Origin of the sequence: Peribacillus muralis, assembly GCF_001439925.1 — a bacterium.
Lineage (GTDB): Bacteria > Bacillota > Bacilli > Bacillales > DSM-1321 > Peribacillus > Peribacillus muralis.
Map to the genome: position 1 here is coordinate 1 of NZ_LMBV01000034.1, position 12,096 is coordinate 12,096.

At 41.7% G+C, this 12,096-nt stretch carries 13 protein-coding genes; 6 read left to right on the forward strand and 7 right to left on the reverse strand.

Translation table 11 applies throughout. The annotated features are described in order from the left end of the window. Positions 1 to 95 precede the first annotated feature (95 nt). Positions 96 to 320 (reverse strand): hypothetical protein, encoded by a 225-nt coding sequence (locus ASU00_RS22365; RefSeq protein WP_057915658.1) that lies wholly within the window; start codon positions 318 to 320, stop codon positions 96 to 98. A gap of 69 nt (positions 321 to 389) precedes the next feature. Here ASU00_RS22365 and fabL point away from each other — a divergent pair, with 69 nt between their 5' ends. From fabL to ASU00_RS22395, 5 genes are all read left to right on the forward strand, one after another. After that, positions 390 to 1,139, forward strand: a complete 750-nt coding sequence (fabL, locus tag ASU00_RS22370; RefSeq protein WP_057915659.1) for an enoyl-[acyl-carrier-protein] reductase FabL — start codon at positions 390 to 392, stop codon at positions 1,137 to 1,139. A gap of 71 nt (positions 1,140 to 1,210) precedes the next feature. After that, positions 1,211 to 1,462 (forward strand): gamma-type small acid-soluble spore protein, encoded by a 252-nt coding sequence (locus ASU00_RS22375; protein WP_057915660.1) that lies wholly within the window; start codon positions 1,211 to 1,213, stop codon positions 1,460 to 1,462. Positions 1,463 to 2,334: 872 nt separating this feature from the next. After that, positions 2,335 to 2,589, forward strand: a complete 255-nt coding sequence (locus tag ASU00_RS22385) for a YgaB family protein (RefSeq protein WP_057915662.1) — start codon at positions 2,335 to 2,337, stop codon at positions 2,587 to 2,589. A 232-nt stretch (positions 2,590 to 2,821) separates the two neighbouring features. Next, the gene (gene ntdP / locus ASU00_RS22390; RefSeq protein WP_057915663.1) at positions 2,822 to 3,352 is read left to right on the forward strand and encodes a nucleoside tri-diphosphate phosphatase; all 531 of its coding nucleotides are present in this window, start codon (positions 2,822 to 2,824) and stop codon (positions 3,350 to 3,352) included. A 204-nt stretch (positions 3,353 to 3,556) separates the two neighbouring features. Continuing rightward, on the forward strand, positions 3,557 to 5,305 hold the full coding sequence (locus ASU00_RS22395) for an ABC transporter ATP-binding protein (protein WP_057915664.1): 1,749 nt from the start codon (positions 3,557 to 3,559) through the stop codon (positions 5,303 to 5,305). A 365-nt stretch (positions 5,306 to 5,670) separates the two neighbouring features. Here ASU00_RS22395 and ASU00_RS22400 read toward each other — a convergent pair whose 3' ends face one another. From ASU00_RS22400 to ASU00_RS22420, 5 genes are all read right to left on the reverse strand, one after another. Beyond that, a complete protein-coding gene (locus ASU00_RS22400) occupies positions 5,671 to 6,591 on the reverse strand; it encodes an EamA family transporter (protein WP_057915665.1) in 921 nt (306 codons plus the stop codon). A gap of 293 nt (positions 6,592 to 6,884) precedes the next feature. After that, the gene (locus ASU00_RS22405) at positions 6,885 to 7,235 is read right to left on the reverse strand and encodes a hypothetical protein (RefSeq protein ID WP_057915666.1); all 351 of its coding nucleotides are present in this window, start codon (positions 7,233 to 7,235) and stop codon (positions 6,885 to 6,887) included. Positions 7,236 to 7,248: 13 nt separating this feature from the next. Next, a complete protein-coding gene (locus ASU00_RS22410) occupies positions 7,249 to 7,779 on the reverse strand; it encodes an NAD(P)H-dependent oxidoreductase (RefSeq protein WP_057915667.1) in 531 nt (176 codons plus the stop codon). Positions 7,780 to 7,797: 18 nt separating this feature from the next. Further along, positions 7,798 to 9,402 (reverse strand): DHA2 family efflux MFS transporter permease subunit, encoded by a 1,605-nt coding sequence (locus ASU00_RS22415; RefSeq protein WP_413783542.1) that lies wholly within the window; start codon positions 9,400 to 9,402, stop codon positions 7,798 to 7,800. Positions 9,403 to 9,455: 53 nt separating this feature from the next. Then, positions 9,456 to 10,094, reverse strand: a complete 639-nt coding sequence (locus ASU00_RS22420; RefSeq protein ID WP_057915669.1) for an HlyD family efflux transporter periplasmic adaptor subunit — start codon at positions 10,092 to 10,094, stop codon at positions 9,456 to 9,458. Positions 10,095 to 10,432: 338 nt separating this feature from the next. On the opposite strand from ASU00_RS22420, the gene ASU00_RS22425 reads away from it, so the two are divergent. Then, complete coding sequence (locus ASU00_RS22425) at positions 10,433 to 10,891, forward strand: MarR family winged helix-turn-helix transcriptional regulator (RefSeq protein WP_057915670.1); 459 nt, start codon at positions 10,433 to 10,435, stop codon at positions 10,889 to 10,891. A gap of 56 nt (positions 10,892 to 10,947) precedes the next feature. Here ASU00_RS22425 and ASU00_RS22430 read toward each other — a convergent pair whose 3' ends face one another. Continuing rightward, positions 10,948 to 12,039, reverse strand: a complete 1,092-nt coding sequence (locus ASU00_RS22430; protein ID WP_057915671.1) for an FUSC family protein — start codon at positions 12,037 to 12,039, stop codon at positions 10,948 to 10,950. Positions 12,040 to 12,096: the final 57 nt, after the last annotated feature.

Genomic DNA, 12,096 nt, shown 5'->3' on the forward strand with positions numbered 1-12,096 from the left:
ATATAGGAATCATCTTCAAGTAGCGTAACCTCTTTTTTTATATGTGTCTTTGACATGGGAGCCAGTTTACAAAGATATCCTCTTTTTCTTTAACATCAATCGTAAACCTGTTTCGTTCCATGTGTATAATCGGCTTCCTGTCTAGTCAGGCCGCCCCTATTTTCGATTTCTTTGACGATTTCGCTATGGATACTCTGTCCTTCTTGGTTTAAATAAGGTACCATTTGTTGTAGGGAGTGATGAAAATAGGCAAGCTCGCTATTTTCCCAATCCGATTTTTTCATCATCGACAACTCTGTCATATCACGTCCAACATACATAAACAGTAACACTCCTTTTTAACTTGATTTTTATAATTCGGTGTTTACTCAGAAGGGAAGAATAAACGAATGGAACAAAAAGTAGCGCTCGTTACAGGCAGCAGTAAAGGTTTAGGAAGAAGCACGGCAATCAAGCTTGCAGAGGAAGGTTACGACCTCGTTATTAATTATGCCCGAAGCAAGTCGAAAGCATTAGAAGTGGCAGCTGAAATTGAAGCATTGGGGCGTAAAGCTCTTGTAGTGAAGGCGAATGTAGGCGACGTGGCAAAGGTGAAAAGCATGTTCGAGGAAATCGATGCCTTTTATGGACGGTTGGATATCTTCATCAATAATGCGGCATCAGGCGTACAGCGCCCATTGATGGAGCTGGAAGAATCACATTGGAACTGGACTATGGATATCAATACGAAAGCACTCCTTTTTTGCGCTCAGGAAGCTGCAAAATTGATGGAAAGGAACGGAGGCGGGAAAATCGTCAGCATCAGTTCACTTGGCTCGATTCGCTATTTGAAAAATTATACGGCTGTCGGTGTTTCCAAAGCTGCGCTTGAAGCATTAACAAGATATTTAGCGGTTGAATTGGCGACGAAGAACATTTGTGTCAATGCCGTCTCAGGCGGTGTGATCGATACGGATGCCCTGAAATCGTTCCCGAATCGGGATGAAATGCTTGCCGAGGCTGCAGAACAGACTCCTGCTGGTCGGATGGTCGAAGTGGAAGATATGGTAAATACCATCCTGTTTTTAATTTCAGATGGATCTAGCATGATTCGTGGGCAAACCATCATCGTTGATGGAGGCATTTCGTTGCTCGTATAATAAAACTGGAAAAATTTAGCCGGATAACACACGGTAATGATGGTTATCTTATTATCGTGGAGGTGATATCAATGGCTAAAAACAAAACGCAATCAGGTACTGACATCCAACATGTAAAGAACAAAAACGGGCAAGCTCAACAAGGTCAAGGTCAATACGGTACTGAATTCGCTTCTGAAACAAACGTTCAAGAAGTGAAAAAACAAAACCAAGCTTCTCAACAAGGTCAAGGCCAATACGGCACTGAGTTTGCTTCTGAAACAAATGTTCAAGAAGTAAAAAAACAAAACCAAAAATCTCAAAGCAATAAAAGCCAAGGCTAATTGCTGATACAAAAACGAAGCACCCTTCTCTTGAAGGGTGCTTTTCGTTTGTAGACAATCTGAACCTTTTTGATTTTGATGGACAGAGGTTCTTGATTCACATCGTCATACTTGTGAAAGGAATCCATCTTGAGATGTTGTCTGATCCGTTTATTCAATGATGAGAAAGTCAGGTCGTACTCTCTTATCATTTCATTTGTCCTTTGAATTCTTAAGTGAATGTCCACGCTTACGTTTAGTCAAACTCTATTTCGTAGTTTGGTTACCCTATACTGACCTTGAAATAATTGTCTAACTTAGTGTAACCAACTCATTACAGTGCAGCACCACGTTTCAAGCACACCCTCCAACTGTGGGCTTTGAATGGCTCACGCTAAGGGGAATGAAACGAAAGGTGTGAAACTCCTGCGAGAAAAGCGGAAAGGGAGGGCCTGCAGTGGAAAGCTACGGTCCAATTATAGATCCTCCTGTGGGTAATAGATTTATTAACTTACAGCTTCCTTCAGAGTGGATTGGAGCGGGTGTGCGAGACTCGTACGGGAAATACGGTCTTTAGGGGAGAACCCCGCAGGCGCAAGCGCCGAAGAGGTCCCCCAACCGCCTCTGGATAAGGGAGCGGCTGCAGTGAACGGTTTAAGTATAGATCCTCCTGTGGAGAATAGAGGGGTTGACCGTCTGCAGAGAACTTATACATATAATCGAGTTAGTCTACGATCTGAGGCACCAACTTTATGGAGGATGTATTTTTTTCTTCATTGGTTTCGACAAATGTTTCTTTGTGTTTACAATTTATGTCAAAGGAGAAGTCCAATTGAAAATCGAATATAAATATAAACCATATGTAGAAAAAAACAGATTGGGAAGGTGCATTCATGGAGGAATTTAACCGGCTGATAAATAACCAGTTGAAAACGATGGATAAGCTTTTACTTTTACAATCGGAAATCGAGAAATGCCAAGATATAGAGAAGCAGCTACTAGCCTTGCAAGAAGAAAGTGAAGCAATCACCATTCAAGAAGAGATTCAACTCAAGAAGCAAGAATTAAAAAAGATCCATGATCGGTTCGAGAGTCAAACGGAAGAAGTCATCCGTTATTTTCAGCAGCACCAGGCGGCTATACGATAAAAGCATTGGCTAATTTCTTAGTGATAATGGGTGGATGGTCAGATTTTTTTGACTTTTTTACACATTTCCACGCGGAGATTAGCCACTTTTGTTTTAAATTTATGAATAAATCGCTATAATATAGGAATATAGGGTAAATGGAAAAAAGTATATATACTACTAACACAAAAACTGCAAACGGAATAGGGCACAGTACGCTGACAGGGTGTCTATAGAAAGTAGGGAGAGATAAATGGGGATTGTTCCTACCGAAGGAGGAAAAATCCAAATCCATAGCTATAAACATAATGGACATATCCATCGTATCTGGGAAGAAACAACCGTTTTAAAAGGGACTCAAAATCTGATGATAGCGGCGAATGACCGTACTATGGTGACGGAATCAGATGGAAGGACCTGGATTACGCGTGAGCCGGCGATTTGCTATTTTCATTCAAAGTATTGGTTTAATGTTATCGGTATGTTGAGAGAGGACGGTGTTTATTATTATTGCAACATCAGTTCACCGTTCACATACGATTCTGGAGCATTGAAATACATTGATTATGACCTGGACATTAAAGTATTCCCTGATATGACGTTTAATTTGCTGGATGAGGATGAATATGAAAGGCATCGGAAAGAAATGAATTACCCGGATGCCATCGATTCAATATTGAAACAGAACGTAGACTATTTAATTTATATGATACGCCAGCGAAAGGGACCATTCTCCGCAGAGTTCATTGATAGTTGGTATGAACGCTTCTTGACCTATCGATGATAGTAAAGGCCTGCTGTTTAATGAGCAGGCTTTTTCTAGTGTGTAAGGTATTCATTTTTCCAAGGTTATCTTTAATCAATGTGGATGGTAATAAATCAAATCCGTTTGATAGTTCACCTTCGGAAGGGAAATATAATAAAACAAAACATTCAGGTTTTTTTAGCATGAGTTTTGGCGAATGAACCTTAGAAATGGAGGGATTCCGTGGAGAGTATTAAGAGATATTTACATTTTGTCAAACCTTATAAATGGCAGATAATCGGGACGGTTTTAATCGGTCTGTTAAAGTTCGCGATCCCGCTGCTGCTGCCACTGCTCAGTAAGTATATCGTGGATGACATCATTGGGAATGGAGATCTCTCAAAGGCCGTAAAATCAGAACGCCTTTTATGGGTTATGGGCATCATGCTTTTCATTTTTGTTGCGATAAGACCGCCAATTGAATATTACCGCCAGTATTTCGCCCAATGGACAGGTACGAAAATTTTATATGATATCCGAAATGATTTATTTACTCATACACAGAAACTAAGCTTTAAATATTATTCGAACACAAGAGTGGGAGAGGTCATCTCTAGGATGATCACGGATGTGGAACAAACGAAGAACTTTGTCATCACGGGTTTGATGAACCTTTGGCTTGATATCGCCACGATTGTGATCGTGATAGCCATCATGTTCAAGATGGATGTGAAATTAACGATTGTATCAATCATCATGCTTCCGTTCTATGCTTTCTCGATCAAGCACTTCTTCGGCAAGCTCAGAACCTATACCAGGGTCCGCTCCCAAGCCTTAGCGGATGTACAGAGTCACCTTCATGAACGGGTTTCAGGGATGTCAGTCATCAAAAGCTTTGCGATAGAAGATCGGGAACAGGAACTGTTTGCGAAGCAGAATAAGAATTTCCTGGATAAGGCCCTGAAGCATACGAGCTGGAATGCTAAATCCTTTGCTGTCGTCAATACGATTACGGATATAGCACCTTTGCTCGTGATAGGATTTGCCGGATATCAGGTCATTCATGATCAATTGTCTTTAGGGACGATGGTAGCGTTCGTCGGCTTCATAGACCGGCTTTATAACCCGCTCAGACGATTAGTTAACTCTTCGACGACCATGACCCAAACATTGGCATCAATGGACAGGGTTTTTGAGTTCGTCGATGAGAAGTATGATATCGATGATAAACCAGGGGCGCAGGAGTTGAAACATGTAGATGGCCATATCACCTTCGAGGATGTTTCGTTCGCATATGACGAGAAGGAGGCACCTGTATTAAAACATATAAATTTGGATGTTTTGCCTGGAGAAACGATTGCGCTGGTCGGGATGAGCGGCGGCGGGAAATCCTCGATCGTCAGCTTGATTTCTCGTTTCTATGATGTGACGGAGGGAAGGGTATTATTGGATGGAACAGATATCCGGAACTTTCAAGTCCGCAGCCTAAGAGACAAAATTGGCATGGTGATGCAGGATAATATCTTATTTAGTGAATCGGTTAAGGCCAACATCCTGATGGGCCGGCCCGATGCAAGTGATGAGGAAGTCATTGAAGCGGCAAAAGCGGCCAATGCCCATGACTTTATCATCGGTTTAAAAGAGGGGTACGATACGAAGGTAGGCGAGCGTGGAGTGAAATTATCCGGTGGGCAAAAGCAGCGGGTGGCCATTGCGAGAGTCTTTCTGAAAAATCCACCTATACTCGTCCTGGACGAAGCCACATCAGCCTTGGACTTAGAAAGTGAACATTATATCCAGGAGGCGCTGGACATTTTGGCAAATAACCGGACCACGATCATCGTGGCACACCGCTTATCAACGATTACCCATGCAGATCGGATCGTTCATATCGATAATGGGGAAATTACCGAAATCGGAACGCACGAAGAGCTAATGAAAAAACAAGGAAATTATTACAGCTTATTTCAAGTGCAGCAATTGGATTCCTAAAAAAGGAGTTTGGATTCAAAGATTTCACAGAAGAAAGGCCATTAGAATAGTCAGTTTGTAGACAAAAAGGTTTCGGAAGTCAAACTCCGAAACCTTTTTTTGATTTTTTTTTCATCTGAATGATTGTGTCAGTCGTAATCATAGTCATGCTCCCGAGGAGGATTCCAGGACCGCCTCTGGATAAGGGATCGCCTGCAGTGAAATGAAACGAATACAATACAATACAATTCATGCAAAGTGGAGTGGAGCGGAACAGCCTAAAAAAACTGCAGACAAGCTCAATGGTTATCGAGTTTGTCTGCAGTCTTAGGCTATTATTGCAGATTAGCTTTTCATATGTTCAACGAGCTAAAGTATCGTGCCCATCACGAAACTCCGTTTTCATGCATCGCCTTTTTTCTACGAGGAAGGAATTGCGGCAGATGCTTCAAGCCCTCAGGCAGGGCGATGCCGAACATGATCAAGCACATCCCGAACCATTGCAGCGACGTAACTTGTTCATTCAAAAAGATGACGGAAACGACCATGGCCGAAGGCAATTCAGCCGCACAAAGAATCGTTCCAAGCCCGACACCCACTTTCGGCATGCTTACAGCAAAGAAAAAGAAAGGAACCAATACACCCAAAATGCCGAGCAACAGTCCATAGTACCATAGGTTCGTTTGCACAATGTTCGTAACAAGTGTTACAGGGTTAGTCGTGAAGACAGCAGTCAGCATCGCACCCGTCGCAATGAAAAACAAACGTTTCATCGAGGATTCGCCAACTGCGAATTTAGAGTTGCAATACATATAAAGTGCAAAAAGCAGCGCGGATAACATTCCGAACGATGCACCCTTTAAGCTTAGTTCTGAGAGCGGCTGCCCAAAAATCGCCCCTGCCAATAATGTTCCGATAAACAGAACGAAAATGGCAATTAGTTTATTTTTAGCCGGACGTCTTTTGTTTATGAAGCTTTCAATAATGACACCTATCCATGTGAATTGAAATAAAAAGACAACGGCAATCGAAGCAGGAAGCTCTGATACGGAAACGGCATATGCCTTTCCGACGAAAGTGGACATCATGCCTGTAAATAATAGCAATCCGGCACTTTTCCAAGACACTTTATATTTAAACGAAAAAAGGAATAAAATGGAGACGATCAGCCAACCTACAAGGTATTGACTGCCGACCAGTTCACTGGACGAATGGCCATCCATGAACCCGAACTTCATCATCGTCGATAAAGTACCATATGAAATCGAGCCAATTAACACCATTATGGAATACTTCAATAGTTGCATGTTTTTCACCCCTATAAAAATAAAAATCGCCACCTGCCAAAAAGGCAAGTGACGAACGAAAAAAGGAAATCCTTTTAAAATTCCGTCTCTCAGCGATAGCTGAGTTTAAAAAAATGTTTGTGTTACGTGTCCTAAGCTTAAAGTTTTTGTGGGTAACTGTCAACCAGAAAAATAAGTAAATGCGGTCCGCCGATCGTGCGGCAAATGGTTATGACCAAAGAGATTACAAAGGCTGACACGACTTAAAGAAAAAAAACCCAGTGGTTCATATGCCACTGGGGAATGCGTGGATGTCAGTCGCCATTCTGTTGGAAATCTTTCAAAGTCCCCCGGAATTCTGCGTCTTTCATTTTACGAACGTTAGTTTTTTTTTCGTCTGCTGGTGTTTCATCGTTTGGTGTTTGCTTATGCAGCTTGGAAAGCGCCAAACGATAATCCTGATCTTTCATTTTCAATTCATCGTTGTCTGTATCGATGATGATCTCTGTATCAAGCTCATCATCAGAAGGTGAAGCGGATTCGGAGGATGGATCATCGTCCTTAACAACCGGCTTATCTTCAGGAGATAAGGTTTTGATATTGAAGGTGATCAAGCCCGTAATCGCTAAAATCGCAACGATGATGATTATTAAAATTAAGCCCATTGAATCAAGCCTCCTAGAGCTCGTTTGTGAATGAACGGGTGACATGGGCTACCCGTTTACCCAGTGCTTCCCCAAGCTGCAAGTCATTTTTGGAAATGTTATCTTCCACTCCGGGCGGGCAGCTTATCCCGACACCATAGTAGGATCCATACAAGGCGTTTTCAGGAACGGTGCCGGGCAAGCCGACGATGATCATGCCTTGATGAAGCATAGGGGTGATTAGATTCAGCATGGTCGCCTCAAGCCCACCGTGTACCGTGGCGGTTGTACAGAATACAGCACCCACTTTATTGATGAGCGCCCCTTCTGCCCATAAATACCCAAGTTTATCGATCCACGCTTTCAAACTCGAACTAATGGTGCCGAAATGGCCCGGACAGCCCCAGATGATGGCATCCATTTCCTGAAGCTTATAAACATCCGCCTCATTTACATGGTCAAGATGAACCTCAGCCCCAGGAACCGCAGCGGCTCCATGAGCTATTGATTCGGCTAGTGCTTTCGTGTGATTGCCTTCACTGTCGTATACAACATAGATTTTCATTGAAATCCCTCCGTATGATTAAACCGATTTTTTCATTGGTGAAGGCAGCAAAGGAACATCCAATTTTTCTTCTCTAGCTTGTTGGATTACTTTATCCTTACGGACGTCACGTAAAAACAGTGAGAGTACGATTCCGACAACCGCGATGCCTGTTGCCCAAAAGAATGCATCATTGATTCCCATTACATTTGCTTGACCTTGGATTTGGGTGGAAATCAATGATAATGCCGTTTCCCGTGCCTGCTCACTCGTTTGATTCATGTTACTCATGATGGATTGGACGATTGTTTGGAAATTCTGAACAAACGCAGGGTCACTCGTACTCATTTCCGTTCCCAATGAAGTGCCATGGAAAGTGGCGCGATTTGTATATACGGTTGTAACGAAGCTGGTACCGATGGCTCCGGTTACTTGCTTCAGCGTATTGCTCATCGCCGTACCATGGGTATTCAAATACTTCGGCAGCTGATTCATCCCGGCTGTCATGATCGGCATCATCAGCATGGACATTCCAAGGGAACGGATGGCATAGATGATGACCAAAGTTGAATAGGTTGTCTCTGTAGTCAATGTAGCGAATTCGTAGGTAGTGATGGCAGTGATTGCCAAACCTACCAATGCTAATGGACGTGGACCGAATTTGTCGAATAGTGCTCCTGAAATGGGTGACATCACCATCATTACAAGGGCTCCTGGTAACATTAACAGTCCTGATTGAACAGGTGTAAATCCTCTTAGCGTCTGTAAATAAATAGGCAATAAGAATATGCCGGTAAACATCGCAACTGTAACGATGGCCGAAATGATATTCGACAGTACGAACATGTCATATTTAAACACTCGGAAGTCGAGCATTGGTGTTTCCGATTTTAGCTGTTGCATCACGAATAGCGTCAGCAGGATGAGTCCAATGATGATCGTCCCGAGAACGATGGAATCCGTCCAGCCTTTCGAGCCTGCTTCACTGACACCGTATAGAAGTGATGCGACACCTATCAAGGATAGGGAAGCACCCAATAAATCCAATTTGATTTTCTTTGGCTCTGCTACATTCCGCATACTTAATAAGGCTAGGATTATGATGGCCACGCCTAATGGAACCATTGCGTAGAACATGACCCTCCAGCTGTATTCCTGAATGACCCAACCGGACAAAGTAGGTCCGATGGCAGGAGCGAACATGATGGCTAAACCAAAAATTCCCATTCCTTTTCCGCGCATCTCTGGCGGGAAGACAAAAAGAATGATTGTCATAACCAATGGCTGCAGGATTCCTCCGCCAGCCGCCTGTATCAATCGGCCTGTGAGGATGACGGGGAAATTTGGTGCTAGGCCGCAAATGAGTGTACCGACCGTAAATAGAAACATGGCAGCCAGGAAAAGGACTCTCGTGCCAAACCGTTCTATCAAAAACGCTGATAGTGGTATTAAAGCCCCGTTTACAAGCATGAAACCAGTTGATAACCATTGAATCGTAGTCGCAGCTACATTAAACTCGGCCATCATCCTCGGCATGGCGACACTTAGCAGGGTTTGGTTCAAAATGACCATGAATAAACCAAGCATTATGATAATTAACATCGGGACGAACTGCTTCATGCCCTTGTTTTCGTTTATTGAGATTGTTTGAGAAGCCATTTAAGGAAAACCTCCTTTCTGTATAACTGTGTAGCTTATTAATTAGTTGAAATCTTCACTTCTGCATTCATACCAGGCAGAACTTTATCTGATGGTGCTTTAATGGAAATTTTAACTGGTACTTTTTGAGTGACTTTCGTATAGTTTCCGCTGCTGTTTTGATTGCCCATCACTGAAAAGACGGATGTTGTTGCATACCCGATTTGTTCCAATGTACCTTCGAAAACGGTATCGGAATCTCCATCAATGATAATGTCGACACTGTCACCTTTTTCAATATTCTTCAATTTATTTTCTTCTATATTGGCTGTAATGAATAAATCATTCATATCGATGGTTTGAGCCAATGTTTGACCTGCTTGAACTAGCTGATCATTGTGTACCTGTGTTTTAACGACTGTACCTTGCTCTGCTGTTTTAACCGTTTCTTTTCCTTCTGCAGTTGTTACATTAGCTACTGTAGCTTTTTTGCTGACACTGTTACCCTCTTCTAAGTCCCAATCTGCTAATTTACCGGCAGCAGGCGCCACAATCGTATATAAATCTCCTGTCACTTTTGCTTCATCCGTCTTAATGAAATTCGTGCTTTCATAATAGTAAAAAGCCCCACCAGCTACAACTGCTAATATAATAACCAAACCAATGACATTGATTAAAACTAAACGTCCTCTATTCACTTGTTTCGCCTCCAAAAAATATTGATGATTGATACCTATAACTTATATTGCGTCATTTTCATTATTTGCCTTGATTAGCTGATTCCTGCCCCCTATACCACATGTTTATTATTAATTTTAATAAATATTAATTTTTATAAGTATTAACATTAATAAGTAAAGAGTTTACCAGTTTAATTATTTTTTGTCATGTAATTTATTCCGAAAGTTGGTGGGAAATAAATACAAATTTTTGGGATAAATTTAAATTTTTTTAAGTTTTAAGGATATATGGTAAGAAAGGTTGACAATGTAATGCCGTTTAATTTAATTTAAGAGGTAGGATTGTCCTATAAGGAGTGAGAAGGCTGGATTTTAAATGGGAAGTAACGAATAGTATAGAAATGCAAATTTTCCGGATTAGGAAAAAGCTACGGGCAATCGTAGCAAAAAATCTTCAGCCTTATGGATTAACGTCGCCTCAGTTTTTCATATTATTGATATTAAAAAAAGAGGGATCGATTAAATCGACCAAGCTGGCTGACTTTTTAACCGTAAAGCCAAGTGCGATTACCGTATTTGTAGATAAGTTAGTGGAAATGGATTATGTGAAACGGCAGCCATCAGAAAGTGATCGCAGGGTAATCAACCTTGAATTGAAAGAGGCGGGGAAAGAGATTTTAGGAAAAGTGCTTGCGGAGCATAACCGTTCGATAGGGAAGAACTTCAATTCATTCACGGAAGAAGAACTGCAGGATCTTATGCAGAAGTTAGAAACGATTGAAAATGCGGCAGATCGTAATCTTTTGGATGATTGAAAGAGGGACATTCTCTAAATAAAAGCGAAAAAGACGGTTCCCGGGAACCGTCTTTTTTAATCTTCTTCATACTGGACAGATACTTCGTTGTCTTCCTTATGGAAGGACTGGAAGCTGACAATAAGCTTTTCAAGATGCTCCAATTGTTCGTCATATTCAATGACGGAAGAAATCAATGGTACAAGACGGGCAGAGAGGTGACCGAGATTGTCATTCATTTCATCCACATGATTTTGCTGCTCGAAAAAGTGGGCTAACAGTTCTTTCCGACTTAAACAATCCTGATCCCAATCCTCGATCTCCCCGATTGATTTGATTTTTTCGATATGCAATAAAATCAACTGTTCATGCTTGCGAATCAAGAAATCAAGCTGGTGGAAAATACTTCGCTGGAAATCTTCAGGCATTTGAAATATCTCATTTTCGAATTTATGAATTCTCTTCAAGGTTTCAAACGCTTTTTTTGTTGTAATGATCATCTGCCGATATATGACAAGCTTCCTAGCTTTAGCCAAGCTATTCTTCTTGAAATATTCCCGTTCCTCTTTGTACATGGAATAGATTTGTTCCAAGTCAAGCAACTCCGCCTTCAGGCGGCTGATGTCCTTTTTCAATAAAGCATGTTCCGTAGCATGTCTTGTACTGATCCTGATCCATTTCAATATATCTTCCGTCACATCTGTTATCCGAGTGTAAAGCTTTGCTTCGTACTTTGGCGGGAGAAAAACCAGATTCACGATAAAGGAAGAGACGATACCAAGCAAAACGGATGAGAGACGTATAAAAGCAAAATTCAAGAATTCCCCGTCCTGGCTTTCCATAATGGCGATGACCGTCACGATGGAAAGGACGATCGTTTTATCCATTTTCAGTTTTAAATTGATGGTTATGACAACCATTACGGCAAGGCCGATTATAAAAATATCATTTCCGAACAACAAAACGAAGGAGACAGCAACTAAAGCTCCAATGATATTTCCTTGTATTTGCTCCAGCACCGTTTGATAAGAACGGTAAATGGTCGGCTGTATGGCAAATATTGCAGCAATCCCAGAAAGGACAGGAGCAGGCAGGTTAAGCAGTTCCGAAAGATAAAGCGCTAAAACGATTGCTATTCCTGTTTTGAGAATGCGGGCACCGAACTTCATATATAGGTTAATCCTTTCTTTGTCATTTAAAAGGCACTATTTATATATAGGCTTTTG

What these genes read in the sequence shown, in the direction of transcription:
- fabL (WP_057915659.1), top strand. Translation starts at nt 390, where the DNA reads ATGGAACAAAAAGTAGCGCTCGTTACAGGCAGCAGTAAAGGTTTAGGA.
- ASU00_RS22410 (WP_057915667.1), bottom strand. Translation starts at nt 7,779, where the DNA reads ATGAAAATCTATGTTGTATACGACAGTGAAGGCAATCACACGAAAGCA.
- ASU00_RS22365 (WP_057915658.1), bottom strand. Translation starts at nt 320, where the DNA reads ATGTATGTTGGACGTGATATGACAGAGTTGTCGATGATGAAAAAATCG.
- ASU00_RS22430 (WP_057915671.1), bottom strand. Translation starts at nt 12,039, where the DNA reads ATGAAGTTCGGTGCCCGCATTCTCAAAACAGGAATAGCAATCGTTTTA.
- ASU00_RS22385 (WP_057915662.1), top strand. Translation starts at nt 2,335, where the DNA reads ATGGAGGAATTTAACCGGCTGATAAATAACCAGTTGAAAACGATGGAT.
- ntdP (WP_057915663.1), top strand. Translation starts at nt 2,822, where the DNA reads ATGGGGATTGTTCCTACCGAAGGAGGAAAAATCCAAATCCATAGCTAT.
- ASU00_RS22405 (WP_057915666.1), bottom strand. Translation starts at nt 7,235, where the DNA reads ATGGGCTTAATTTTAATAATCATCATCGTTGCGATTTTAGCGATTACG.
- ASU00_RS22375 (WP_057915660.1), top strand. Translation starts at nt 1,211, where the DNA reads ATGGCTAAAAACAAAACGCAATCAGGTACTGACATCCAACATGTAAAG.
- ASU00_RS22400 (WP_057915665.1), bottom strand. Translation starts at nt 6,591, where the DNA reads ATGCAACTATTGAAGTATTCCATAATGGTGTTAATTGGCTCGATTTCA.